The organism is Streptomyces sp. NPDC012888 (assembly GCF_042900645.1).
In the GTDB taxonomy this organism is placed as follows: Bacteria; Actinomycetota; Actinomycetes; order Streptomycetales; family Streptomycetaceae; genus Streptomyces.
Window position 1 is genome coordinate 72422 of sequence record NZ_JBIBBM010000011.1, and the last position, 23035, is coordinate 95456.

Annotated in this window: 26 protein-coding genes and 3 tRNA genes; 15 read left to right on the forward strand and 14 right to left on the reverse strand. The window is 73.1% G+C overall.

Annotation, left to right across the window (positions count from 1 at the left end; all coding sequences use genetic code 11):
• Positions 1-38: 38 nt before the first annotated feature.
• Positions 39-860 carry a VOC family protein gene (locus tag ACFY61_RS20260; protein ID WP_389473751.1) on the reverse strand — a complete coding sequence of 274 codons (822 nt, stop codon included), beginning with the start codon at positions 858-860 and terminating at the stop codon, positions 39-41.
• Positions 861-962: 102 nt separating this feature from the next.
• On the opposite strand from ACFY61_RS20260, the gene ACFY61_RS20265 reads away from it, so the two are divergent.
• Positions 963-1550: an HhH-GPD-type base excision DNA repair protein gene (locus tag ACFY61_RS20265; RefSeq protein ID WP_389473752.1), complete on the forward strand. Its 588-nt coding sequence runs from the start codon at positions 963-965 to the stop codon at positions 1548-1550.
• Positions 1551-1738: 188 nt separating this feature from the next.
• Here the strand turns inward: ACFY61_RS20265 and ACFY61_RS20270 are convergent, their stop codons facing one another.
• Positions 1739-3355: a helicase HerA-like domain-containing protein gene (locus ACFY61_RS20270; protein WP_389473754.1), complete on the reverse strand. Its 1617-nt coding sequence runs from the start codon at positions 3353-3355 to the stop codon at positions 1739-1741.
• A gap of 99 nt (positions 3356-3454) precedes the next feature.
• Here ACFY61_RS20270 and ACFY61_RS20275 point away from each other — a divergent pair, with 99 nt between their 5' ends.
• On the forward strand, positions 3455-3751 hold the full coding sequence (locus ACFY61_RS20275) for a type II toxin-antitoxin system VapB family antitoxin (RefSeq protein WP_003955420.1): 297 nt from the start codon (positions 3455-3457) through the stop codon (positions 3749-3751).
• 79 nt (positions 3752-3830) lie between these two features.
• Positions 3831-4472, forward strand: coding sequence for a LytR C-terminal domain-containing protein (locus ACFY61_RS20280; protein WP_389473757.1), 642 nt, complete (start codon positions 3831-3833; stop codon positions 4470-4472).
• A gap of 13 nt (positions 4473-4485) precedes the next feature.
• On the opposite strand, the gene upp is transcribed toward ACFY61_RS20280, so the two are convergent.
• Positions 4486-5121 carry a uracil phosphoribosyltransferase gene (gene upp / locus ACFY61_RS20285; protein WP_389473759.1) on the reverse strand — a complete coding sequence of 212 codons (636 nt, stop codon included), beginning with the start codon at positions 5119-5121 and terminating at the stop codon, positions 4486-4488.
• A 160-nt stretch (positions 5122-5281) separates the two neighbouring features.
• Here upp and ACFY61_RS20290 point away from each other — a divergent pair, with 160 nt between their 5' ends.
• The 9 genes from ACFY61_RS20290 (at position 5282) to ACFY61_RS20330 (ending at position 11107) form a co-directional block, all read left to right on the forward strand.
• Complete coding sequence (locus ACFY61_RS20290) at positions 5282-5470, forward strand: hypothetical protein (protein ID WP_389473761.1); 189 nt, start codon at positions 5282-5284, stop codon at positions 5468-5470.
• Positions 5471-5862: 392 nt separating this feature from the next.
• On the forward strand, positions 5863-6408 hold the full coding sequence (locus tag ACFY61_RS20295; protein ID WP_389474035.1) for a hypothetical protein: 546 nt from the start codon (positions 5863-5865) through the stop codon (positions 6406-6408).
• A gap of 50 nt (positions 6409-6458) precedes the next feature.
• Positions 6459-6887 carry a tRNA adenosine(34) deaminase TadA gene (gene tadA / locus ACFY61_RS20300; RefSeq protein ID WP_389474036.1) on the forward strand — a complete coding sequence of 143 codons (429 nt, stop codon included), beginning with the start codon at positions 6459-6461 and terminating at the stop codon, positions 6885-6887.
• 59 nt (positions 6888-6946) lie between these two features.
• A tRNA-Ser gene (locus tag ACFY61_RS20305) sits at positions 6947-7031 on the forward strand.
• An 87-nt stretch (positions 7032-7118) separates the two neighbouring features.
• A complete protein-coding gene (locus ACFY61_RS20310) occupies positions 7119-7415 on the forward strand; it encodes a hypothetical protein (protein WP_389473762.1) in 297 nt (98 codons plus the stop codon).
• A 418-nt stretch (positions 7416-7833) separates the two neighbouring features.
• A complete protein-coding gene (locus ACFY61_RS20315; protein WP_389473764.1) occupies positions 7834-7995 on the forward strand; it encodes a hypothetical protein in 162 nt (53 codons plus the stop codon).
• Positions 7996-8281: 286 nt separating this feature from the next.
• On the forward strand, positions 8282-9124 hold the full coding sequence (locus tag ACFY61_RS20320) for an RNA polymerase sigma factor SigF (protein ID WP_389473765.1): 843 nt from the start codon (positions 8282-8284) through the stop codon (positions 9122-9124).
• Between the two features lie 219 nt (positions 9125-9343).
• Positions 9344-10210: an RNA polymerase sigma factor SigF gene (locus ACFY61_RS20325; RefSeq protein WP_389473767.1), complete on the forward strand. Its 867-nt coding sequence runs from the start codon at positions 9344-9346 to the stop codon at positions 10208-10210.
• Positions 10211-10249: 39 nt separating this feature from the next.
• On the forward strand, positions 10250-11107 hold the full coding sequence (locus tag ACFY61_RS20330; protein WP_389473769.1) for a hypothetical protein: 858 nt from the start codon (positions 10250-10252) through the stop codon (positions 11105-11107).
• 61 nt (positions 11108-11168) lie between these two features.
• On the opposite strand, the gene ACFY61_RS20335 is transcribed toward ACFY61_RS20330, so the two are convergent.
• On the reverse strand, positions 11169-11396 hold the full coding sequence (locus tag ACFY61_RS20335; protein WP_389473771.1) for a hypothetical protein: 228 nt from the start codon (positions 11394-11396) through the stop codon (positions 11169-11171).
• A 119-nt stretch (positions 11397-11515) separates the two neighbouring features.
• Here ACFY61_RS20335 and ACFY61_RS20340 point away from each other — a divergent pair, with 119 nt between their 5' ends.
• Together ACFY61_RS20340 and ACFY61_RS20345 are read left to right on the forward strand one after the other, a co-directional pair.
• On the forward strand, positions 11516-11929 hold the full coding sequence (locus ACFY61_RS20340; protein WP_389473773.1) for a MarR family winged helix-turn-helix transcriptional regulator: 414 nt from the start codon (positions 11516-11518) through the stop codon (positions 11927-11929).
• Between the two features lie 14 nt (positions 11930-11943).
• Complete coding sequence (locus ACFY61_RS20345; protein ID WP_389473775.1) at positions 11944-13551, forward strand: MDR family MFS transporter; 1608 nt, start codon at positions 11944-11946, stop codon at positions 13549-13551.
• A 30-nt stretch (positions 13552-13581) separates the two neighbouring features.
• On the opposite strand, the gene ACFY61_RS20350 is transcribed toward ACFY61_RS20345, so the two are convergent.
• The 10 genes from ACFY61_RS20350 to ACFY61_RS20395 all read right to left on the reverse strand — a co-directional run bounded on the left by ACFY61_RS20350 (position 13582) and on the right by ACFY61_RS20395 (position 22259).
• On the reverse strand, positions 13582-15648 hold the full coding sequence (locus ACFY61_RS20350; protein ID WP_389473776.1) for a glycosyltransferase family 39 protein: 2067 nt from the start codon (positions 15646-15648) through the stop codon (positions 13582-13584).
• On the reverse strand, positions 15645-16646 hold the full coding sequence (locus ACFY61_RS20355; RefSeq protein ID WP_389473777.1) for a dolichyl-phosphate beta-glucosyltransferase: 1002 nt from the start codon (positions 16644-16646) through the stop codon (positions 15645-15647). Before ACFY61_RS20355 ends, ACFY61_RS20350 begins: the two co-directional genes overlap by 4 nt.
• 25 nt (positions 16647-16671) lie before the next feature.
• Entirely contained in the window at positions 16672-18180 is a 1509-nt protein-coding gene (locus tag ACFY61_RS20360) for an ATP-binding protein (RefSeq protein ID WP_389473779.1), read from the reverse strand.
• On the reverse strand, positions 18180-18977 hold the full coding sequence (locus ACFY61_RS20365; protein ID WP_389473781.1) for a response regulator transcription factor: 798 nt from the start codon (positions 18975-18977) through the stop codon (positions 18180-18182). Before ACFY61_RS20365 ends, ACFY61_RS20360 begins: the two co-directional genes overlap by 1 nt.
• Before the next feature lie 69 nt (positions 18978-19046).
• Positions 19047-19949 (reverse strand): amidohydrolase family protein, encoded by a 903-nt coding sequence (locus tag ACFY61_RS20370; RefSeq protein WP_389473782.1) that lies wholly within the window; start codon positions 19947-19949, stop codon positions 19047-19049.
• Positions 19933-20271: an antibiotic biosynthesis monooxygenase family protein gene (locus ACFY61_RS20375; protein ID WP_389473784.1), complete on the reverse strand. Its 339-nt coding sequence runs from the start codon at positions 20269-20271 to the stop codon at positions 19933-19935. The genes ACFY61_RS20370 and ACFY61_RS20375 overlap by 17 nt, the downstream gene beginning before the upstream one ends.
• 103 nt (positions 20272-20374) lie before the next feature.
• Complete coding sequence (locus tag ACFY61_RS20380; protein WP_389473785.1) at positions 20375-21238, reverse strand: DUF2797 domain-containing protein; 864 nt, start codon at positions 21236-21238, stop codon at positions 20375-20377.
• A 41-nt stretch (positions 21239-21279) separates the two neighbouring features.
• Positions 21280-21714, reverse strand: a complete 435-nt coding sequence (locus tag ACFY61_RS20385; RefSeq protein WP_389473787.1) for an Lrp/AsnC family transcriptional regulator — start codon at positions 21712-21714, stop codon at positions 21280-21282.
• A gap of 180 nt (positions 21715-21894) precedes the next feature.
• Positions 21895-21967: transfer RNA gene (locus tag ACFY61_RS20390), tRNA-Arg, on the reverse strand.
• A gap of 201 nt (positions 21968-22168) precedes the next feature.
• Positions 22169-22259, reverse strand: a tRNA-Ser gene (locus ACFY61_RS20395).
• A gap of 229 nt (positions 22260-22488) precedes the next feature.
• Here ACFY61_RS20395 and ACFY61_RS20400 point away from each other — a divergent pair.
• Positions 22489-22923: an SSI family serine proteinase inhibitor gene (locus ACFY61_RS20400; RefSeq protein ID WP_389473789.1), complete on the forward strand. Its 435-nt coding sequence runs from the start codon at positions 22489-22491 to the stop codon at positions 22921-22923.
• Positions 22924-23035 lie beyond the last annotated feature (112 nt).

A 23035-nucleotide genomic window follows, 5' to 3' on the forward strand; every position in this document is an offset into this window, starting at 1 on the left:
CCGACGCCGTGCGTGTGCTGGCCGGCATCCTGGGCCGGTCAGGCCTCGCTCATCTCCGGCATCTCACCCGCCGTGGTGGACATGTCGATGACCGCGAAGGCCGCGCCCTGCGGGTCGGCGATCGCCGCGAACCTGCCGAACGGGCTGTCCATGGGCCCGAAGTACAGGGTGCCGCCCAGCTCCCTGGCCTTGGCCACGGCGGCGTCGCAGTCGGGCACGGTGAAGTAGACCTGGATGTACGGGGGCACCTCGGGCGGGAAGTCCTCGCCCATCCTCAACCGCCCCAGCACGGGCTGCTCCGCCCCGGGCACGCTGAAGACCTTGAAGTCCATCCCGGCCTCCGCCGGATCGTCGCCGGGCTCCATCCGCTGCGCCGCGTACGGGAAGACCTGCTGCAGGAAGGCGTCGGCCCGGTCGGGATCGCGGGTGAACACCTCGGCCCAGGCGTACGCGCCGTTCTCGCCCATCTTCTCGAAACCGCGGTGCTCGCCGGGCTGCCAGCAGCCGAAGACGGCGCCGCTGGGCTCCTGCGCCAGCAGCATCGTGCCGAACTCGCCCACCCGCATGGGTTCCATCAGGACGTTGCCGCCCGCCGCCTTGATCTTCTCGGCGGTGGCGGCGGCGTCGGAGGTCGCCAGGTACAGGCACCAGGCGGAGGGCATGTCGTCGCCACCGGGCATGGGCGGGACGATGGCCGCCACGGCCTTGCCGTCCGAGTAGGCCTGGGTGTAGTTGCCGTACTCGGTGGCGGCCCCGCCGAAGGTCCAGCCCAGCACCTCGCCGTAGAAGCGCTTGGCTCCGGCCGCGTCCCTGAACATGGCGTCCGCCCAGCAGGGGGCGCCTTCCGGGAAGTCCTTCATGGTGGTCCACTCCTGTCACGCGGGTGCGCTCACTCGGTACTCACGCTAGGCCCGGGGTGTGACGGCCGCGCGCGGAGCGGGCCGCCGGGGCACGCTGGAGCCATGGACATCCAGATCAGGCTCGCGCAGGACCCGGAAGCCGACGAACTGCTGGGCCGCAGCCCACTGGCGGCGCTGGTCGGCATGCTGCTGGACCAGCAGGTGCCGATGGAGTGGGCGTTCTCCGGTCCCTGGACCATCGCCCGGCGGATGGGCGGCGACGATCTGGACGCGCACGCCATCGCGGCGTACGACCCGGAGGCCTTCGCCGCGCTGCTCTCGGAGAAACCGGCGGTGCACCGGTACCCGGGGTCGATGGCGAAGCGCATCCAGCAGCTGTGCGGGTACCTGGTGGAGCACTACGGGGGCGACGCGGAGGCGGTGTGGTCCGGCGCGGACAGTGGCGCGGAGCTGCTGGGGCGGCTGAAGGCGCTGCCGGGGTTCGGCGAGCAGAAGGCGCAGATCTTCCTCGCCCTGCTGGGCAAGCAGCTCGGGGTCCGGCCCGCGGGGTGGCGCGAGGCGGCGGGGGCGTACGGGGCGGCGGGCACGTACCGGTCGGCGGCGGACATCACGGGGCCGGAGTCGCTGGCGAAGGTCCGCGCGTACAAACAGGAGGCGAAAGCCGCGGCCAAGTCCGCGAAGCGGCCCTGATCCGCCCCCGGGGCTCCGCCCCGCACCCCGCTCCTCAAACGCCGGAGGGGCTGGACATGCCCCCGGAACCGGCCCTCACGGCCACACCCCCGCCGGGCCAATCCAGCCCGAGCGGCGATTGAGCGGCCGGGCGGAGCCCCGGGGCGCGTGGCGGGGCCGGACCGGGCCGGTCGGCCCGGGCGGTGGGGTCAGCCGCGGCGGCGGGTGGTGCCGAAGAGGGAGCGGGAGATCTCGCGGCCCAGCTGGGTGCCGACGGATCGGGCCAGGGAGCGGAACAGGCCGCTCCCGAGCACCTGCTGGGTCAGCGACGGCTCGGGTTCGGGCGCCGCGCCCCGCGGAGCCTGGCCCTGGCCCTGGGCCTGCGTCTGGGTCTGGGTCTGGCCCTCGGCCTCGGCCTGCGCCGCCGCCGTGGCCGCCGCCTCCGCCGCCGCCTGCTCCGCACCGATCCGCTCGTACGCCGACTCCCGGTCCACCGCCTCGGCGTACCGCGGGTACAGCGGCGACGCCCGCACCGCGCCCTCCAGGGCCGCCGGCTCGATCGGGGCCATCAGCGACTGCGGTGCCCGCAGCCGGGTCGCGGCCACCGGCGTCGGCGCGCCGCGCTCGTCGAGCACCGTGACCACCGCCTCGCCCGTCCCCAGCCGGGTGAGCAGCTCCTCCAGGTCGTACTCCGAACGGGGGAACGTCCGCACCGTGGCCTTCAGCGCCTTCGCGTCGTCCGGCGTGAACGCCCGCAGCGCGTGCTGCACGCGGTTGCCCAGCTGCGCCAGGACGTCCCCCGGCACGTCCTTCGGGTTCTGGGTCACGAAGAAGACCCCGACCCCCTTGGACCGGATCAGCCGCACCGTCTGCGTGATCGCTTCCAGGAACGCCTGCGACGCGCCGTCGAACAACAGGTGCGCCTCGTCGAAGAAGAACACCAGCTTCGGCCGGTCGAGGTCCCCGGCCTCCGGCAGGTCGTGGTACAGGTCGGCCAGCAGCCACATCAGGAACGTCGAGAACAGCCGCGGCTTGTCCTGCACCGCCGGGAGTTCCATGACGGACACCAGTCCGCGCCCGCCCTCCGCCGTCCGCAGGAATTCACCCGTCTCGAATTCCGGCTCGCCGAAGAATTCCGTGGCGCCCTGCTGCTCGAATGCGGTGAGGGCCCGGAGGATGACGCCGGCGGTGACCGTCGACAGCCCGCCGATCCCCTTCAGCTCGGCCTTTCCCCGGTCCGAGACGAGGAATGCGACTACCGCCCGGAGGTCCTTGAGGTCGACGAGTTCCAGGCCTTTGGAGTCGGCGTAGTGGAAGATCAGGCCCAGGGACTGCTCCTGCGTCCGGTTGATCTGGAGGATCTTCGACAGCAGGACCGGTCCGAAACTGGTCACCGTGGCCCGCACCGGAATTCCCGGGCCGATCCCGCCCAGAGAGTAGAACTCCGTGGGGTAACCGGTCGGCGTCCAATCCTGGGCCACCTCCCGCGCCCGTTCCGCGGTCTTCCCGCCCGGCTCGCCGGGGGCCGAGATTCCAGACACGTCCCCTTTCACGTCCGCCAGGAAGACCGGAACCCCGTTCGCGGACAGTTGTTCCGCGATCAGCTGGAGCGTTTTCGTCTTTCCCGTTCCGGTGGCCCCCGCCACCAGTCCGTGCCGGTTCAGCATCGCCAGCGGAATGCGGACCTGCCGCTCCGGCAGGCACTCGCCGTCCCAGACCAGCGCCCCCAGATCGAGCGCGGGCCCGGTGAACGCGTAACCGGCGGCGATCTCCTCCACCGGGCCCCGCGGTGAGTCCGGGGCGGCCGAAGCGGTGCTGTCGCTCATCTCTCACTCCCCTCTCACTCCCGAAATAGCCCTGTTTGCCACCTTTCCATCAACGTCGCGAGGCTGCGCCCGCAGCCACCGGCCCGGTAGGCTTTCCGTGTGATCTTCAAGCGCATCGGAAACGGGCGGCCGTACCCCGACCACGGCCGGGAAAGCACCCGGCAGTGGGCGGACGTCGCGCCGCGCCCGGTCCGGCTCGACCAGCTGGTGACCACCAAGGGCCAGCTGGACCTCGAGACGCTGCTCGCCGAGGACTCGACCTTCTACGGCGACCTCTTCGCCCACGTCGTGAAGTGGCAGGGCGACCTCTACCTCGAGGACGGCCTGCACCGCGCCGTCCGCGCGGCACTCCAGCAGCGCCAGGTCCTGCACGCCCGCGTCCTCGAACTGGGCTGATTGCGCCTTTCGGGTCTGGTCTGCACTATCAGCAGATCATTTGGTGGGCATCGCCACCGGGCCGCACTACGCTGCGCCCATGAGCATGCTCACTCCCCCCGGCATGGGCGGAAAGTACCGCGTAACGGGAGCCGCTTACCCCCGTATGTCCCGCCCCCGGCGCCGCCGCCGGATCGTGCTCGCCGTCCTGGGCGGCGTCGTGGCGCTCGGCCTGCTCGGCTACGGAACGCTCCAGCTCATCGGCGTGTTCGGAGACGACGGGAAGAAGACGGTGGCCGGCCAGGGCTCCGGGGACTGCGGCAAGGGCAAGCCCGGCGCGGCCTCCGCCGCCCCGGCCGCCGCCGTGAAGCTCCCCCCGCCCGGCTCCATCACCGTGAACGTCTACAACGCGACCCCACGCTCCGGCCTGGCCAAGGCCGTCGGCGACGAGCTGAAGAAGCGCGGGTTCACCGTCGGCGAGGTCGGCAACGCGCCCGCCGACTTCGACAAGAAGGTGCCAGGCGCCGGGATACTGCTCGGCTCCCCCCGCACCGACAAGGCCGTCTACTCGGTGCTCGGCACCCAGCTGCCCGGCACCACCCAGCAGACCGACACCCGCGAGACCGCGGACGTCGACCTGATCCTCGGCAGCGCCTTCAAGGAACTCAGCACGAAGGCGGACGCCGACAAGGCCCTGGCCGCCCTGGCCAGTCCCCCGCCCGCGCCCGCCAGGAAGTGCTGACCGGGGCCGACGGCTACTCGGCCGCGCCGTACATGCGGTCACCCGCGTCGCCCAGCCCCGGCACGATGTAACCGTGCTCGTTGAGCCGCTCGTCGATCGAGGCGGTCACCACCGTCACCGGCTGACCGGCCAGGTCGCGCTCCATCACCTGGATGCCCTCGGGAGCGGCCAGCAGCACCACGGCCGTCACGTCGTCGGCCCCGCGCTTGATCAGCTCCTGGATCGCCGCGACCAGGGTGCCGCCGGTGGCGAGCATCGGGTCCACGACGTACACCTGGCGGCCCGAGAGGTCCTCCGGCATGCGCGTCGCGTACGTGGAGGCCTCCAGGGTCTCCTCGTTGCGGACCATGCCCATGAAACCGACCTCGGCCGTCGGCAGCAGCCGGACCATGCCGTCCAGCATGCCCAGGCCGGCCCGCAGGATCGGCACCACCAGCGGGCGCGGGTGGGACATCTTCACGCCCGTGGTCGGGCTGACCGGGGTCTCGATGTCGGCCTGCTCGGTGCGCACGTCCCGGGTGGCCTCGTACGCGAGCAGGGTCACCAGCTCGTCGGCGAGCCGCCGGAAGGTCGGGGAGTCCGTGCGCTTGTCGCGCAGGGTGGTGAGTTTGTGCGCCACCAGCGGGTGGTCGACGACGTGAATCCGCATGACCCCACAGTAACCGCGGTGACCGCCTGATGAGACCGCCCCGGCGGCGGGCCGGCCCGGCGGGACACTGGCATCAACCAGCCCCTCGGGGGGAAGGTGGGTGCGGGGGGTCTGCTTCGCGCGGCGGAGGAGGACGACGGACCAGCTGGGACGGTGGCCGATGCCCGATGAGCACCAGTTCAGCACCGAAGAAGGAGAGCCGGAGACGGCGGCCGAGCGCAGGGCCCGCCGGGCGCAGTTCCTGCGCGACCTGAACGAGGCGCGCGAGCTCCGCGACCGGGTGCAGCCGCGGCGCGCCCGGGCCGCCCGGATGCGCCAGCAGATGCGCATGCGCACGTTCCGCTGGTGACGGGCCGCGGGCCGGCGCGGACCCCGACCCGCGGAGCCCCCGGGTACCGCAGCTACGCCACTTGCCGCCCCGCCGCTGGCCGGTACGCCGCGGACCACCGCCCCGCACGCCCGCCGCCGCCCCCCGGCAGCCGCCGCGCCACTCCCCGCGGAGGGCCTCCCCGTGGCCGGACACCACCCCCGTACAGCACGCACGACGGGCCGCCCCGGACACGGCGCGGCACGACGCAAGCGCGGAAGACCTCTCGCATTGCCGCTGTTTCTGCCACGATGCCGATGGGGCGGGGCTCGAAACGGCAAGCACGGAAGCTGTTCCACCCCCCGACTCCGGCCGGGGGGACCTCCAACCGGCATCCGACCGGCATCACGCCTATGACCAGTGGGAGAGTCACGGTGTACTTCGCCGCACTGCTCGCGCGCACCGAAGACGGGTGGGAAGCGAGCGACATGGAACTCGACGACGTCGAGTCGCTGACGGATCTGACCGATCTCGCCCGCGCCGCCGCGGTCGACGACGACACGGTGATCGCCTTCATCGAGCAGGAGGACGGCTGGTTCGGCGTCGTCCGCCTCGACGGTGAGGACGACCCCCGGATCTTCGTCTCCAACGCCGCGTCGGCCGCCCGCAGCTCCTACGGCTCGATGCTCACCGACGAGCTGCTGGGCCGCGACCAGGACGACGACAACGAACTCGACGAGCTGGACCTCGACGGCACCGAGGACGGCGAGGACGAGGCGGTCGCCGCGTACGAGGAGGAGGAAGACGACGACGACGCCCGGGCCGGAGCCGAACCGGCACCGGTAGGACCGCTCGGTGACTCCGACCTGCTGGCCGACCTCGGGGTGAACCGCAAGCAGCTGCTGACCCTCGACGGGGACGCGATCGCCGAGATCGTGGACGCCCTCGGCGCGACCGACGTGCTGGAGGCCGTCCGCTAGTGACCCCCCAGCAGTACCCCGACCCCGTACGGGACCCGTGGCGGGACGCCATGCGCCTGGCGCTGGCGGAGGCGGAGCGGGCGGTGCCGGCCGGTGACGTGCCGGTCGGCGCCGTCCTGCTCGGCCCCGACGGCCGCACCCTCGGCACGGGGTTCAACGAACGCGAGGCCACCGGCGATCCCACCGCCCACGCCGAGGTGCTCGCGCTCCGCCGGGCCGCCGCCGCGCTCGGCGAGTGGCGGCTGCCCGGCTGCACGCTGGTGGTGACCCTTGAACCGTGCGTCATGTGCGCCGGAGCGCTGGTGCAGTCGCGGGTCGCGCGGGTCGTGTACGGCGCGCGGGACGAGAAGGCGGGCGCCGCCGGCTCGCTCTGGGACCTCGTGCGCGACCGCCGGCTCAACCACCGGCCCGAGGTGATCGCCGGAGTGCTGGAGGAGGAGTGCTCCGCCCCGCTCACCGCCTTCTTCCGGCAGCTGTGACGACCGCCCCACGCCATCGATTTGCAAAGCACGCCCCGGCGTGGGCTAGGATCTCTCTCGGTGGTGTGTCCGAGTGGCCGAAGGAGCTCGCCTCGAAAGCGAGTATGGGGCAACCCATCGGGGGTTCAAATCCCTCCACCACCGCTCACGCCGAGAGCCCCGGTTCGTACGAACCGGGGCTCTCGCGCATGCCCGCCGTGACCGCCGCGCCCCGGGGCCCGTTGACACGGCATGAACAAGACCCAGCGCATGCTCGCCGCCTTCGCCCTCGCCGGGGCCGCCGCGGGCCTCGCCGCCCCCACCGCCTCCGCCCTGCCGGTGGGCACCACCCCCCTGAGCCTGCCCGACCTGCCCCAGGCCGCCCCCGGCATGCCGGCCGGCGCCCAGCCCGCCTCCGTCCAGGAGATCGGCGGCAGGGTGAGCGGCGGGCTCAACCAGCTGAACGAGCTGGCCAACCTGCCGAACCACCTGGCCCCGGTGATCGCCCCCGTCGCGCCGGTGGTCGGCCTGCTCGGTGCCGTGGAGTAGGACGCCCCGGGCCTGCTGCGGACGCTCCGGCTGCTCATGCTGCTCATGCTGCTCCGGCTGCTCCGGACGCGACGAAGGCCCCGACCTGGGTCGGGGCCTTCGTACGCCGGAGCGGGGGAAGCGGCATCGGGGGGACAAGCCGCTTCCCCCGGCGAGACGGGACCTGCCAGCCCGGGCCGCGTTCAGGGGGAAGCGCGCGGCCCGGACCCCGCAGTGAGGTCTCGTCCCTACAGCCCTCCGGTTTCCTGCCAGAACCGGCGGGCTCGGTATCAATCCTGCGCCTCCGCCCGCCGCCGGGCGCGCGGCGAAGGGCCCCTCGTGCCGGGTCGTTGGTCCCTAAAGGCCGGGTGAGTGTTCGAAGCCGACCGGTTAGACTCACCCGAATCCGCAGGACCGGCAGGGGAGGCCGAAACCGCTCGTGGACACCAAGAAACTCATCACGGGTGCCCTGACCGTGTTCGTCCTGTTCGTCATCATCACCCAGCCGAAGCGGGCCGCCGAGATGGTCGAACTCGGCTTCCAGGGGATATCCGACGCCGCCAAGGGCATCGGCGAATTCATGACCGAACTGGTGAGCTGACCAGCGGCCCGATCCGTTTCCCGGACGGACGTACCAGCCCCCCACTCCGACGGATGGGGGGTCTTTTGCGAGTACGGCGCGGACAGCCGGCGGAAACCCGCGCGGAAACCACGCGGGCGGCCCGCACCCCACCGTGCGAAATGGCGCCCGACCAGCGCCGGAATACCTCCCTTAATGCCCAACTTGCCCTCAACACGGCGATATACGGTGCTTGCGCACAGTGCACATGTCTTGTGATGCTATGACCGCTTTTGCGTCTAGTTGACATCGAAGGGGTGGCGTGACCGTGCCGGCCAGTACTGCGCCTCAGGTGCCACCCCAGCAGGAACCTCCCGAGGAGCCCCCGCCCGCCGCCAGGCCGCAGGGCCGGGGCGCCGACACCCGGGCCCTCACCCAGGTGCTGTTCGCCCGCCTGAAGGGCCTCGAACCGGGCAGCAGCGAGCACACCCGGGTGCGCGGGGCCCTGATCGAGGCCAACCTCCCGCTGGTCCGCTACGCGGCCGCCCGCTTCCGCAGCCGCAACGAGCCGATGGAGGACGTGGTCCAGGTCGGCACCATCGGCCTGATCAACGCCATCGACCGGTTCGACCCGGACCGCGGGGTGCAGTTCCCCACCTTCGCGATGCCGACCGTGGTGGGCGAGATCAAGCGCTACTTCCGGGACAACGTGCGCACGGTGCACGTGCCGCGCCGGCTGCACGAGCTGTGGGTGCAGGTCAACGCGGCCACGGAGGACCTCACCACGCTCCACGGAAGGGTCCCCACCACGGCGGAGATCGCCGAGCGGCTGCGCATCGCCGAGGACGAGGTGCTGTCCTGCATCGAGGCCGGCCGCTCCTACCACGCGACCTCCCTGGAGGCCGCCCAGGAGGGCGACGGCCTGCCCGGCCTGCTCGACCGGCTCGGGTACGAGGACCCGGAGCTCGCGGGGGTCGAACACCGCGACCTGGTCCGGCACCTGCTCGTACAACTGCCCGAGCGCGAACAGCGGATCCTGCTGCTCCGCTACTACAGCAACCTGACGCAATCGCAGATCAGCGCGGAACTCGGGGTCTCCCAGATGCACGTCTCGCGGCTGCTGGCCCGGAGCTTCGCCCGGCTCAGATCCGCAAACAGGATCGAGGCCTAACCGGATCGGGTGGAGATCACCGATACGTTTCCGACAGATCGGGCTCATTCCCGTCTGTCGCTGCACTGATATGTCGACTTGGCGCTACAGCGTGTTGCCGACATGTGACATTCTGCTGGAACCGCGTTTGCCGCAGCCCCGCCTCCGGTATTCAGGTGGAGGCTGCGTTCTTCCGACGGGCGCGCCCGACGCGACCGTCCGCGACCTCAAGGGGGTGGCATGTCCGTAGACCAGGGCAGCTCCAAGGTGCTCACGCTCGTCAAGAGCGAGGCCCCGGCGGCACCTGCAGCAGTCGAAGAGCCTGCAGCGGCCCACCGCTCGGATGCCATCGACACCCGCACCCTGTCCCGCTCCCTCTTCCAGCGACTCGCCGCCCTGGCCCCGGACAGCCCGGAACGGGCCTACGTCCGCGACACCCTGATCGAGCTGAACCTGCCGCTGGTCCGCTACGCGGCCGCCCGCTTCCGCAGCCGCAACGAGCCGATGGAGGACATCGTCCAGGTCGGCACGATCGGCCTGATCAAGGCGATCGACCGGTTCGACTGCGAACGCGGGGTCGAGTTCCCGACATTCGCCATGCCGACCGTCGTGGGCGAGATCAAACGATTCTTTCGGGACACCTCCTGGTCCGTGCGGGTCCCTCGCCGGCTCCAGGAGCTCCGCCTGGCACTGACCAAGGCGAGCGACGAGCTGGCCCAGAAACTGGACCGCTCGCCGACGGTGCCCGAACTCGCCGCCGTTCTCGGCGTGTCCGAGGAGGAGGTGGTCGACGGCCTCGCGGTCGGCAACGCCTACACCGCCTCGTCCCTGGACTCGCCCTCCCCGGAGGACGAGGGCGGCGAGGGCTCGCTCGCGGACCGCCTGGGGTACGAGGACACGGCGCTGGAGGGCGTCGAGTACCGGGAGTCACTCAAGCCGCTCCTGGCCAAACTCCCGCCCCGGGAACGGCAGATCATCATGCTGCGGTTCTTCGCCAACATGACGCAGTCGCAGATCGGCGAGGAGGTCGGCATCTCGCAGATGCACGTCTCACGGCTGCTGACCCGCACCCTGGCACAGCTCCGCCAGGGGCTCATCGGCGAATGAACCCTGGATAATTGACGTCGCGTCAGGAACACTGGCGCGATGCGAAGCGGAGCGCATGACCGGTCGGCCACGGGTGCCGCCACCGCCCGTGCCGCCACCGCCCGTGCCGGCACCGCCCGCGGCGTCGTCGTCGCGGTCGCCGTCGCTGCTGTCGTCGCCGTACTGGGCGGCTGCGGCGGCCCGGCGGACGACGGCTTCGTGGCCGTGGGCGCGGCGGGCGCGGGTCCGGAGCGGTCACCAGGGCAGATCGTGCCGCCCGGCGGCCGGGTGGAGTTCCAGTCACTCGACGGCCCCTCCCCGGCCGGGCGGAGCCCCTCGGCGGGGTCCTCCGGCCCGTCCGCGTCGTCCGCGTCCGCCGTGCCCGGCCCGTCGGGGCCGGGCTCCGGTACCGGCACGCCCGGGACCCCGCCCGGCTCCGGCCCCTCGGGCCCGGACCCCGCGCCACCCGGCCCGGACGCCCCCGGTGGGCCCGGCCCGGACGGTCCCGGCACCCCGGGGCCGACCGCGCCGCCGGCCACCCCGCCCTCGCCGGAGCCGCCGGTGGCCGTGCCGCCGCCCGCGAAACCCCCGGGCAGTACCGCGCCGGCCACGCCCGCGCGACTGGTGCTCGGCACGCCCGTGCGCACCGCCACCGGGGACCGCTGGTGCGAGAAGGTCACCGTGAGGTTCACCAACACCGGTACGACCCCGGCCCGTTCGGGCACGGTCGAGTTCGCGACCCACGTCATCGGCGCGCTCGGCATCGACTGGGCCACGATCGACAGCAGCCAGCCGCTGCCCGCCCCGATCGCGGGCGGCACCTCGCGCACGCACACCTACACGGTGTGCGTGGCGGCCTGGCGGGTGCCGCTCGGCATGCACATCGAGACCCGTGAGGTCACCGCGACGTGGAAGTAGCCGGAGGGCCGGGCGGCCCGGTTCGAGGGACCTGGCGGAGGACCGGCCGGCGGAGGACCTGCTAGCGGAGGGCCAGCCAGGCCACGGCGCCGACCAGCAGCGCCACACCGAGGGCGAGGCCCAGCCGGCCGAGCGGGACGCCGGAGCCGGACTGCCTGCGGCGCCCGCGGGCGGCGGGAGCGCCGGCGGGGCCGGCGTCCGCCTCCTCGACGAAGGCCCGGAACATCTGCGTGCTGCCCGCGGGGTCGTAGTCGCCCTCGGGGCCCTGTGAGTTGCCGTGTGCAGCCATGGCCCAGGACCCTAGCGGGTTTTCCGTTTCCTTTACCGCCGACCCCCGCAGATTCATTTGCCTGTAACAACCATCTTCTTCTATCGTTGCCCTAAGCAACAAGATGGGGAGGGTGACCGTTGCCGAACCACTACGAGGAGCTGGCCCGCCGGCTCACCGGGATCGGCGCGGTCAGACGGGACCTCGCCCGCAACCTCCCCGCCGACTGCCCGCCCGGACCCGCCGCCGTCCTCACCGTGCTCGACCGGCACGGCGAGATGCGGCTCGGCCGGCTGTCCGAGCTGCTCGCCGTCGACATCTCGGTCACCAGCCGGCACGTGGCCCACGTCGCCGAACGCGGCTGGATCGTCCGCGAGACCGACCCCGGCGACGGACGGTGCCGCATCCTCCGGCTCACCCCGGCCGGCCGCCGGCTCCTCGCCGAGATCGCCGGCCGCTACACGGCCGCGCTCGAACGGGCGCTGGCCGACTGGGCCGACGAGGACCTCGCCGTACTGAACACCCTGCTGGCCCGACTCCGTTCGAGCTTCTGAACCGAAGGAAACCCATGGCTTCGACCACGCCCACCGGTGTGCGGACGGACAGCCGGACGGAGACCGCGTCCGACGACACCGCCACCGCCCCCATGACCCATCGGCAGATCATGAGGGCGCTGTCCGGGCTGATGCTCGGCATGTTCGTGGCGATCCTGTCCTCCACGATCGTCTCCAACGCCCTGCCGCAGATCATCACGGAACTGGGCGGCACCCAGTCCTCCTACACCTGGGTCGTCACCGCCGCCCTGCTGTCGATGACCGCCGCCACCCCCCTGTGGGGCAAGCTGGCCGACCTCTTCAGCAAGAAGCTGCTGGTGCAGATATCCCTGGTGATCTACGTGCTCGGCTCGGTGGTGGCCGGCATGTCCCAGAACACCGGCATGCTGATCGCCTGCCGGGTGGTCCAGGGCATCGGCGTCGGCGGCCTGTCCGCCCTGGCCCAGATCGTGATGGCGGCGATGATCTCCCCGCGCGAGCGCGGCCGCTACAGCGGCTACCTCGGCGCCGTCTTCGCCGTGGCCACCGTCGGCGGCCCGCTGCTCGGCGGCGTGATCACCGACACCGCCTGGCTGGGCTGGCGCTGGTGCTTCTACGTGGGCGTGCCGTTCGCCGTGATCGCGCTGGTCGTGCTCCAGCGGACCCTGCGGCTGCCGGTGGTCCGGCGCGAGGTCAAGGTCGACTGGACGGGCGCCGTCCTGATCAGCGCGGCGGTCTCCCTGCTGCTGGTCTGGGTCACCCAGGCCGGCGACTCCTACGCCTGGCTGTCCTGGCAGACGTACGTGATGACGGCCGGCGCGCTGGTCCTCGGCCTGCTCTTCGTCCTCGTCGAGTCGAAGGCCTCGGACCCGATCATCCCGCTCCGGCTGTTCCGCAACCCCACCATCACCCTGGCCTCGGCGGCCTCGCTCTTCGTAGGCGTGGCGATGTTCTCCGGGACGGTGTTCTTCAGCCAGTACTTCCAGCTCGCCCGGAACGAGTCCCCGACCATGTCCGGGATCCTCACCATCCCGATGATCGGCGGACTCTTCGTCTCCTCCACCGTCTCCGGCCAGGTCATCACCCGCACCGGCAAGTGGAAGGCCTGGCTGGTTTCCGGCGGTGTGCTGCTCTCGGCGGGACTGGGCCTGCTGGGCACCCTCCGGTACGACACCGCGTACTGGCACACCGCGGTCTTCATGGCGCTGACCGGGCTCGGCCTCGGCATGATGATGCAGAACCTGGTCCTCGCCACGCAGAACCAGGTGGCGCCCGAGGACCTGGGCGCGGCCAGCTCGGTGGTCACCTTCTTCCGCTCGCTGGGCGGCGCCATGGGCGTGTCGGCGCTGGGCGCGCTGATGGCCCACCAGGTCACCGGGTACGTCAGGGACGGTCTGGCCGCGCTCGGGCCGAAGGCGGCGGCTCTGGGCCACGGGGGCACCGGCGGGGGCGGCATCCCGGACCTGGACCGGCTCCCGGCGCCGTTCCGCGAGGTCGTCGAGTCGGCGTACGGGCACGGGGTGGGCGACGTCTTCCTGTACGCGGCGCCCACCGCGCTCCTGGCCCTCGCGCTGGTGCTGTTCATCCGCGAAGTGCCGCTGAAGTCCCGCACGTCCGCCGACTCCTCGGCGACCTCGTCCTAGGCGCGCCGCCCGCGACGCGGACGTGCGCCGTCAGGCCCTCGGTGCGGTCAGGTCGTACAGCGTGGTGCCGGAGACGGTCACGGCGGTGAAGTTGGCCCGGACCCACTCGTCGATGGCCGTGCTCGTGGAGCCGCCCGGGCCGCCGCCGCGCATGCCGGAGCCGCCGCCCACGTAGTAGTGGATCTGCCCGGCCTGGACGTACTCCTGGAAGCGGGCCAGTGTCGGGGAGGGGTCGCTGCCGTTGAACCCGCCGATCGGCATCACGGGCCGCTCGGTCGCCAGCTGGTAGCTGGCCGCGTTCTGCGCGCCCACCGCCGCGGCGGCCCAGGTGTAGCGGTCCGCGTCCGCGCGGAGCAGCGCCTCGACCTGGTCGGGGACCCGGGCTCCGCCCAGCAGGCCGCCCGTGGCTCCACCCGCCGGCCGCCCGCTGCCCTGCGGGCCTGCGGCGGGGCCCCCGGGCGCGCCGGGTGTACGGGGGCCACCGGCCCCGGCCGATCCGCCGCCCGGGCCACCGCCGCCCGGGGGCCGGCCGTCGCCGCCCGGGCCGCCGCCCGGGCCGGGGAACAAGCGCAGGCCTGCGTCCGGGCCGCCCTGAGGGCCGCGGGCACCGGACACCGCCGGCCCGGCGGTCACGATGGAGCCGGTGTGCGGAGTGCCGATGGTGTTCAGGCAGTACGCCAGCGGGCCGGCCAGCGCCGCCGCCAGCCCCAGCGCGGCCGTGCCCAGGGCGAACCTGCGCCCGAGCCGGCCTCCGGCGAGCAGTCCAGCGGCCGCGGCCACGCCTGCGGTGAGCACCGCCCAGCGCAGCCACGGCAGGTGGTCCGGCGAGCGCGACAGCAGTACGTACGACCACCAGCCGGTCAGGGCGGTGGTGCCGGACAGCGTCAGGGCGGCGGCGGCCGAGTGGCGTTCCTCCCACAGCACGGCCACGCCCATTCCGACCAGCGCGGCGACGTAGGGCGCCAGCGCGACGGTGTAGTACTCGTGGAAGATGCCCTGCATCCAGCTGAACACCGCGAAGGTGACCAGCAGGGAACCGCCCCAGGCGAGGAACGCGGCACGGGCCGCGCCCTCGAGGGAGTCGGCGGCCCGGCCGGCCCGCCAGGTCACCACCAGACCCGCGACCAGCATGATGAGCGCGGCGGGCAGCAGCCAGGAGATCTGGCCGCCGACTCCGGCCGAGAACAGCCGGTCGATGCCGGTCTCCCCCCAGCCACCGCCACCGCCGCCCCGGCCCACGGGCGGTGTCGAGCCGTAGGGCAGCTCTCCGGCCGTGAGGTTCCGGCCGCCTCCCACGCTGCCGGGCTCGTCGCCGTTGATCCGGCCGAGCCCGTTGTAGCCGAAGGTCAGTTCCAGGAAGGAGTTGTTCTGCGATCCGCCGACGTACGGGCGCAAGGACGCGGGCCACAGCTCGACCACGGCCACCCACCATCCGCCGGCCGCCACCGTCGCCAGCCCGGCCAGCGCCAGCTGGCCCAGCCGCCGCCGCAGCCGGGTCGGCGCGCAGACGGCGTACAGCAGCGCCAGGGGCGGGAGCACCAGGAAGGCCTGGAGCGTCTTGGTCAGGAAGGCGAGGCCCAGGGCCGCGCCCGCCCACACCAGCCACCCGGTCCGGGCGCCCTCCAGCGCCCGCAGCACGCAGTACACCGTGACGGTCAGCAGCAGGGTCAGCAGCGCGTCAGGGTTGTTGAAGCGGAACATCAGCGCGGCCACCGGGGTCAGCGCGAACACCGTGCCGGACAGCAGCGCCGCCGCGGGCCCGAACCGGCGCCGGACCGAGGCGTACAGCACGGCGGTGGTGGCCACGCCCATCAGCGCCTGGGGGACGAGGATCTGCCAGGAGCCGAGGCCGAACATCCGGACCGACAGGGCCATCGGCCACAGGGCGGCCGGCGGCTTGTCGACGGTGATGGAGTTGCCCGCGTCGGAGGAGCCGAAGAAGAAGGCCTTCCAGCTCTCCCCACCCGCCTGCGCGGCCGCGGAGTAGAAGGAGTTGGCGAACCCGGAGGAGCTCAGGTTCCACAACAGCAGTACGGCGGTGCCCAGCAGCAGTGCCGTCAGGGCCGGGCGCTCCCAGCGGGGGCGTTCCGTGGTCATCGGGGGTCCTTCGGGTGGTCGGTGCGGCGCTCGGGGAACACCCCGGCGCAGAAGAGCGAGTACAGGCCGAGGCAGCAGAGGGTGGAGAGCAGCCCGACCGCGCAGAACGCGAGGAGCTGGCGCGCCAGTCCCGCCGGAACCCCGGGCAGGGTGCGGCCGGGGCGCCCGGGGCCGGAGGGGACGTCCGCGAACGGGCGGGCGAGCCGGTCGAGGGGCAGGCCGCCGACGGCCAGGGCCCGGCCGAGCCGCCAGATGCCCTTGAGGTCCTCGGCGGCCGTCCGGAGGATGTGCACGCTGGAGTCCGGGTCGTCGACCCAGTCCACCGGTACCTCGTGGATCCGCAGGCCCGCCCGCTCGGCCAGTACCAGCATCTCCGTGTCGAAGAACCAGCCGGAGTCCTCGACCAGCGGCAGCAGCCGTTCGGCGACGTCCCGGCGTACGGCCTTGAAGCCGCACTGGGCGTCGCTGAACCCGGCGGCCAGGGAGGACCGCAGCAGCAGGTTGTAGGCGCGGGAGACGAACTCGCGCCTGGTCCCCCGCACCACCCGGGAGGTGCGGGCGAGGCGGGTGCCGATGGCGAGGTCGGAGTGGCCGGAGACGAGCGGGGCGACCAGCGGCAGCAGGGCGTTGAGGTCGGTGGAGAGGTCCACGTCCATATAGGCGAGTACGGGCGCCTCGGAACGGCTCCATGCGGTCCGCAGGGCCCGGCCGCGACCCTTCTCCTCCAGGCGGGTGCTGTGCACCCCGCCGACGGCCGCGGCCAGCCCGGCCGCGACCTCCGGGGTCCGGTCGGTGCTCGCGTTGTCGGCGATGGTGATCCGGAAGGGGTAGGGGAAGGTGCGGGTCAGGTGGTCGTGCAGCCGGTGGACGCAGGGGCCGAGGTCCTTCTCCTCGTTGAAGACCGGGATGACCACGTCGAGTACGGGCTGCCCGGGCGGGGCGGCGAGCGGTGCCCGGGCCGGGAGGGATCCGGAGGCCGGAGAGGTGTCGGTGGGCATGCCCCGACCCTGTCCGGCCGGGCTGTCACGCCGGTGTGCCGAGCCTGTGCTCCGCCTGTGGGTGTCCGGCCCCCGCCGGAGGGAGCTCGACCGTGAACCGGGTGCGCCCGGGCCGGCTGTCCACGGCGACCGTGCCCCCGTGGGCCGTGACCACCGCCTGGACGATGGCCAGGCCGAGGCCGGTGGAGCCCGCGTGCCGGGACCGGGAGGCGTCCCCGCGGGCGAACCGCTCGAAGACGTGCGGCCGCAAGGCCTCGGGAACGCCCGGCCCGTCGTCCTCGACCACGATCCGCACGGCCGTTGTTTCACGTGAAACACCGGCCGTGACCGTGGTGCCGGGTGGGGTGTGGCTGCGTGCGTTGGCGAGCAGGTTGACGAGAACCTGCTGGATCCGCGCCGGATCCGCACGGACCTGGACGGGTTCGGCGGGGAGGTCCAGACGCCAACGGTGACCCGGGCCGGACACCCCCGCGTCGCTCACCGCGTCCACCAGCAGCGGTACCAGGTCGACCTCGTGGCGGGACAGGGGGCGGCCGGCGTCCAGCCGGGCCAGCAGCAGCAGGTCCTCGACCAACCCTGTCATCCGGGTGGCCTCGGACTCGATCCGGCCCAGGGCGTGCCGGGTGTCGGGCCCCGGCTCCTCCCGTCCCCGCCGGGTGAGTTCCGCGTACCCGCGGATGGAGGCCAGCGGGGTGCGTAGCTCGTGGCTGGCATCGGCGACGAACTGCCGGACCCGCGTCTCGCTGTCCTGACGGGCCGCCAGGGCCGAAGCCACGTGGCCCAGCATCCGGTTGAGGGCGGCGCCGACCTGGCCCACCTCGGTGCGCGGGTCGGCCTCGGCCTCCGGAACCCGCTCGTGCAGGGCCACCTCGCCGCAGTGCAGCGGAAGTTCGGAGACCCTGGTGGCGGTCGCCGCGACCCGGCGCAGCGGGCGCAGGGCCACCGAGACCAGGGCCTGGCCGGCCAGACCGGCCGCGACGAGGCCGGCGAGGGTCACGCAGACCTCGACGACGACCAGGGTGCGGACGGTGGAGTGCACGCCGCCCAGCGGGAAGCCCAGCACGGTGAGCCCCTCGGCGTCGGCCAGTACCCGGTAGCGGCCCAGCCCGGGGAGGTCCGCCTCGGCGGGGCCCCCGCCCGTCCGCGTCCGGGCGGCCGCCGCCAGGGCCTCGCTCTGCGCCCGGTCGAGGGGTTCACGGTGGTCGTAGGCGGGTCCGTCGGTGGGCACGGTCCGCTCGGCGGCGGCGGTCCTGCCCGCGGCGTCCAGCCGGATCCCGGCGGTGCCCAGCGGGCTGCCGGGAGGGATCGGCACGGCGGTGGGCGGCGCCGGCCGGTCGCCCTTGGACAGGGCCCCCTTGGCCGCCATGGTCACCGCGGTCCGCAGCTGTTCGTCGAGCCTGTCCATCAGGTACGAGTGCAGTGCGAGGGTGGTCACGGTGCCGATCGCGGCCCCCACGACCGCGATCAGCGCCACCGCCGACACCACCAGCCGGGTGCGCAGCGACCAGGGCCTGCGCCCGGCCGGGCGGCGCACTACTCGCCCGGCTTGATCAGGTAGCCGGCGCCGCGCCGCGTGTGGATCATCGGGCTGAGGCCGGGGCCGCTCTCCAGCTTGCGCCGCAGGTAGGAGATGTAGAGCTCGACCACGTTGGCCTGTCCGCCGAAGTCGTAGGACCAGACCCGGTCGAGGATCTGCGCCTTGCTGAGCACCCGGCGCGGGTTGCGCATCAGGTAGCGCAGCAGCTCGAACTCGGTGGCGGTCAGGTGGATGTCCCGGCCGGCCCGGCTGACCTCGTGGCTGTCCTCGTCCAGCCGGAGGTCGCCGACGACCAGCACCGAGTCGGCCCTGGCCGCACGGGCTGCACCCGAGCGCCGGACCAGCCCGCGCAGCCTGGCCACGACCTCCTCCAGGCTGAACGGCTTGGTGACGTAGTCGTCGCCGCCGGCCGTCAGCCCGGCGATACGGTCCTCGACGGCGTCCTTGGCGGTCAGGAACAGCACCGGCACCTGCGGGAGCTCCCGGCGCAGCCGGCCCAGGACCGCCAGCCCGTCCATGTCCGGCAGCATCATGTCGAGGAGCACCACGTCCGGCCGGAACTCGCGGGCCGCCCGCACGGCGGCCGCGCCGTCCCCCGCGCTGCGCACCTGGCAGCCCTCGTAGCGCAGGGCCATGGACAGCAGCTCGGAGAGCGAGGCCTCGTCGTCGACGACCAGCACCCGGCAGGGGCTGCCGTCGGGACGGACCAGGGCCCCGGCGCCGGTCGCGGACGGGGTTGCGGACGGGGACGGGGACGGGGACGGGGACGCGGGGGAGATGGTCGTCGCGGTCATGGGGACCACGCTCCCCGTCGGCCGTGAGACCGGTCTTTCCGGTTCCTGTGAATCTCCTGAGAAAACGGTTCAGACGGTGGCCGGGGGCGGCAGCCGGAAGAGCCGCGCCGCGTTGTCGTGACAGACGGCGCGCAGCCAGTCGTCGCCCAGCCCGAGCCGTTCCAGGGCCCGGAGCTGGTGCTCGTACGGGTAGGGGATGTTCGGGAAGTCCGTGCCCAGCAGGATCCGGTCCCGCAGGGCGGCCAGCCGGCCCAGGGCACCGGCCGGGAAGCCGCTGAGCCGCTCGGCGAAGTCGGTGAAGACCATGGTGGTGTCGAGCCGGACCTCCGGGTACCGCTCGGCGAGGTCGAGGAAGTCGGTGTACTCGGGCATGCCCATGTGGGCGACGACCAGCGGGAGCCGTGGGTGACGGGCGAGCAGCCGGGCGATGGGGGCCGGGCCGGTGTGCTCGCCCGGCGCGGGGCCGGAGCCGCAGTGCACCACGACGGGGACCGCCGCCTCGGCCAGCAGCCCCCAGACCGGTTCCAGCCGGTCGTCGTTGGGGTCGTAGCCGCCGACCTGGACGTGGGCCTTGAACACCCGCGCCCCGCCGTCGACGGCCCGCCGGACGTACCGGGCGGCGCCGACCTCGGGGAAGAAGGTCGCGGTGTGCAGGCAGTCGGGTGTGCGGGCGGCGAAGTCCGCGGCCCAGGAGTTGAGCCAGGCCGCCATGGCCGGTTTGTGCGGGTAGAGCATGGAGGTGAACGCCCGGACCCCGAAGGCGCGCAGCAGCGCGACCCGTTCGTCCTCCTCGTGCCGGTAGGTGATGGGCCACTCGGTGCCGGTGAGCGGGCCCACCGCGTCGAAGTAGTCCCACACCTTCTCCATGACCCGTCCGGGCATGAAGTGGGTGTGGACGTCGACGAGTCCGGGCAGGCCGAGCCGGTCCAGGAACCGGCGTACGGCCAGGGCGGTCTCAGCGTTCCCGGACAAACCCGTGGCTCCGGTGCACCGTGCCGACGTGCAGGGTGTAGCTCTCGTACCACTCCTTGCGGCCCCGGGCCTGGGCCGCCTGGTGTTCGAGGTCGGCCCGCCAGGCGGCGACGGACTCCTCGTCGCGGAAGTACGCGACGGTGATGCTGAGGCCGCCGGGGGTGTGGGCGTTCTCGTGGCCGAGGTAGCCGGGTACGTCCTTGACGAGGGCGGTCATGCGGGCCGAGACCTCGCCGTACCCCTCGTCCTCGGGGGTGCGCACGGAGGTGAACACGGTCATCACGTAAGGCGGTTCGAACGCGGGAACGGGCTGGATGCTCATGGGCCCACCCTCCGCAACCAGGCCTGGCGCTGTCCACCGAAAAGCGGCCCCGGAGCAGGAAGGGATCCAAGATTTGACCTTCGCCCCCTCTTGGGAGCGGCCTTCAGAAGAGGCCTTCCTGGGGCGGTTCCGGAACGGCGAGGACGGCGGTCGGCACCGTGGTCACGGCTCCGGGGCCCGCCGCGGTCAGGCCCCAGCCGGCCAGCAGACGGGTGTCCACCACGAGTCCGTCCGCGAGGTGGAGGTCCGGCCCGGCCGCCGCGACCAGCACGCCGGCGACCGTCCCGCCCTCGGTCAGCCGCTCCAGCACCCGCGCGGGCCGGGCACGCTCCAGCGCCTCCAGACCGAACACCCCCGCGTGGTCGACCACTTCGCAGGGCAGTGGGAGCAGGGAGTCGGGCCGCCCGGGCAGCGCGGTCGCGCGGGCGTGCAGGCCGGCCACCTCGCCGGCCCGTTCGGCGGCCGGCGGCAGGCGGTGCCGTACGCCCCGTTTGCGCGCGTAGGCGATCCGGTCGGGCACGCCGAGCGCGGCACGGAGCAGCTCCTCGGTACGCCGGGCCGCCATCAGCGGGCCCCGCCCCAGCCAGCTCCAGGTGACGGCGCCCTGTTCCAGGAGCCGGGCCGGGCCCCGCTCCTCGGCGGTGATCCCCACCTTGACCAGGCCGGGCCCGAACCAGGCCAGGTACACCCGGTAGGGGCGGGGGTCGGCGGCGTTGGTGTCGGCGGCCACGGAGAAGGAGCGGTCCAGGCGGGCGCAGTCCGGGCACTGGGCTCCGGCGGTCCGGCCGGGCAGCGGGGCCGCGGCCGGGCACGGGGTCCGCCAGCCGGCCCGCCGCACCCCGAGGCAGGTGCGGCCGCCGAGCCCGGTGAAGGCGAGCCGCTGCCCGTACGCGAGGGGGCCGCTGCGTTCGTCCCCCGCCCCGGCGAGCCAGCCGACGGCGGGCGGGCCGTTCCCGCCCCAACGCACGCCGGTGCACCGCCAGACCGCCGGGCCGGGCGCGCCCGCGGTCACAGCGGCAGCGGCCGCTCGAAGAAGGTCTCCAGGGCCAGCGTCGCCTGGGTGCCGCTGACCCCGTCGATCGCGTAGAGGCGGCGCAGTACGTCCTGGAGCTGCTCGGTGGTCGCGGTCCGCACCTTGACCAGCACGGCCGCGCTCCCGGCGATGATGTGCGCTTCCTGGATCTCGGGGATGGCCGCGAACGCCTCGGCGGAGTCCCCCATCCAGGCGCATGCGTCCACCGTGACGAAGGCCAGTACCCCGCTGCCGACGGCGGCCGGGTCCACCTCCACGGTGGTCCGTCTGATCACCCCGCGCTCGCGGAGCTTGCGCACGCGCTCGTGCGCGGCTCCGGCCGACAGCCCGACGGCGGCGCCGAGGGCCGCGTACGACTGCCCGGCGTCCTGCTGGAGCCGCTCGACGATCGCCCGGTCGATGCCGTCCATGTGCCACTCCCTCGGCGCTCCGGATCTTCCCGGTGCCGACCGTATCCAATCCGGCGCCCCGCGGGGCGGGCCAAACCACATTCGGCGACCGTGCGAACACGTTTCCGGCCCGCGTACGCGCGGTCGGCGGGCCCGACGACGAAAGAGCCCCTCCGGTTTCCCGGAGGGGCTCTTCGACTGTGCACTCGGCAGGATTCGAACCTGCAACCTTCTGATCCGTAGTCAGATGCTCTATCCGTTAAGCTACGAGTGCTTGTGCTTCCCGGGGTTTTTCGCCCCGTTGGCCTTGCGAGAACAACAATACATGGACCTCGCCGGGACGCGAAATCCATTGCCCAAACCCCATCTGACCTGCGGAAACGCCCTCCAGGGCCCCGTATGGCGGGGAGCGGGCGGCCCAAGGACGCGAAACGGCCGAAGCCCCGGTCCGTCAGGACCGGGGCTTCGGTGGGAGCGGAGGCGGAGGGATTTGAACCCTCGATGGGGTGTAAGCCCCAAACCGCATTAGCAGTGCGGCGCCATAGACCGGACTAGGCGACGCCTCCAGCACACCCCCGCGTACGAGGGTGCGTGCAGATGATGACACAGGCCCAGGCCCTGTCACCAATCCGGTCCCACGGTACTAGGCGCGGTGCCGCCAGGGCAAAGGCTTTGGCCGCCGACACCGGCACGCCGGCCACCGGACGCCGGGCCACCGGAACGTCGCGCCCCGGAACGTCGGGCCCCGGCCGTCGTTGGTCACACGTACCTTCCCGACGCTGCCTGGAGATCTCGATGCGTCTCGCCGCCTTCGCCGTCACCTCGGCGCTCGCCGCCGCGGCCGCCGGACCCCTGCCGCCGCTCCCGCTCGGCGAGCTGCTCTCCCCTCCGCCGCCTCCCGACCGGCTCACCGTCTCCGTGGAGCGCAACGGGGCTTCGCGGGCGGCCAACGGGACGTACAGCCTGGAGTGCGACCGGGTCGGCGGCACCCACCCGGAGGCCCGCCGGGCCTGCGCCCGGCTCGACGAGTTCGCCAGGGCCGGCCGGAACCCGTTCGACCCCGCCCCGAGGGGCGAGACCTGCACGCACCAGGACGGCGGACCGGCCGTCGCCCGGATCACCGGCACCTGGCAGGGCGAGGAAGTGGACGCCACCTTCCGGAGGAGGAACGGCTGCGAGATCAGCCGCTGGCGGGATTTGGAACCCGTGCTTCCGAGCCCGCGGTCCTGACCAGCGGCGATGTCCGGGGCGCCCCCGCGGGCCCCGCATCCGCCGTCCCGGGCGGGGCACGTGGCCTTAGACTCCTCCCGTGACATGCCGGTAGACGTGGTCAGGGAGGAAG

What these genes read in the sequence shown, in the direction of transcription:
- tadA (WP_389474036.1), top strand. Translation starts at nt 6,459, where the DNA reads ATGCGCCTGGCGCTGGCGGAGGCGGAGCGGGCGGTGCCGGCCGGTGAC.
- ACFY61_RS20400 (WP_389473789.1), top strand. Translation starts at nt 22,489, where the DNA reads ATGCGTCTCGCCGCCTTCGCCGTCACCTCGGCGCTCGCCGCCGCGGCC.
- ACFY61_RS20355 (WP_389473777.1), bottom strand. Translation starts at nt 16,646, where the DNA reads ATGCCCACCGACACCTCTCCGGCCTCCGGATCCCTCCCGGCCCGGGCA.
- ACFY61_RS20345 (WP_389473775.1), top strand. Translation starts at nt 11,944, where the DNA reads ATGGCTTCGACCACGCCCACCGGTGTGCGGACGGACAGCCGGACGGAG.
- ACFY61_RS20335 (WP_389473771.1), bottom strand. Translation starts at nt 11,396, where the DNA reads ATGGCTGCACACGGCAACTCACAGGGCCCCGAGGGCGACTACGACCCC.
- ACFY61_RS20265 (WP_389473752.1), top strand. Translation starts at nt 963, where the DNA reads ATGGACATCCAGATCAGGCTCGCGCAGGACCCGGAAGCCGACGAACTG.
- ACFY61_RS20270 (WP_389473754.1), bottom strand. Translation starts at nt 3,355, where the DNA reads ATGAGCGACAGCACCGCTTCGGCCGCCCCGGACTCACCGCGGGGCCCG.
- ACFY61_RS20290 (WP_389473761.1), top strand. Translation starts at nt 5,282, where the DNA reads ATGCCCGATGAGCACCAGTTCAGCACCGAAGAAGGAGAGCCGGAGACG.
- ACFY61_RS20365 (WP_389473781.1), bottom strand. Translation starts at nt 18,977, where the DNA reads ATGACCGCGACGACCATCTCCCCCGCGTCCCCGTCCCCGTCCCCGTCC.
- ACFY61_RS20280 (WP_389473757.1), top strand. Translation starts at nt 3,831, where the DNA reads ATGAGCATGCTCACTCCCCCCGGCATGGGCGGAAAGTACCGCGTAACG.
- ACFY61_RS20375 (WP_389473784.1), bottom strand. Translation starts at nt 20,271, where the DNA reads ATGAGCATCCAGCCCGTTCCCGCGTTCGAACCGCCTTACGTGATGACC.
- upp (WP_389473759.1), bottom strand. Translation starts at nt 5,121, where the DNA reads ATGCGGATTCACGTCGTCGACCACCCGCTGGTGGCGCACAAACTCACC.
- ACFY61_RS20330 (WP_389473769.1), top strand. Translation starts at nt 10,250, where the DNA reads ATGCGAAGCGGAGCGCATGACCGGTCGGCCACGGGTGCCGCCACCGCC.
- ACFY61_RS20385 (WP_389473787.1), bottom strand. Translation starts at nt 21,714, where the DNA reads ATGGACGGCATCGACCGGGCGATCGTCGAGCGGCTCCAGCAGGACGCC.
- ACFY61_RS20350 (WP_389473776.1), bottom strand. Translation starts at nt 15,648, where the DNA reads ATGACCACGGAACGCCCCCGCTGGGAGCGCCCGGCCCTGACGGCACTG.
- ACFY61_RS20310 (WP_389473762.1), top strand. Translation starts at nt 7,119, where the DNA reads ATGAACAAGACCCAGCGCATGCTCGCCGCCTTCGCCCTCGCCGGGGCC.
- ACFY61_RS20260 (WP_389473751.1), bottom strand. Translation starts at nt 860, where the DNA reads ATGAAGGACTTCCCGGAAGGCGCCCCCTGCTGGGCGGACGCCATGTTC.
- ACFY61_RS20325 (WP_389473767.1), top strand. Translation starts at nt 9,344, where the DNA reads ATGTCCGTAGACCAGGGCAGCTCCAAGGTGCTCACGCTCGTCAAGAGC.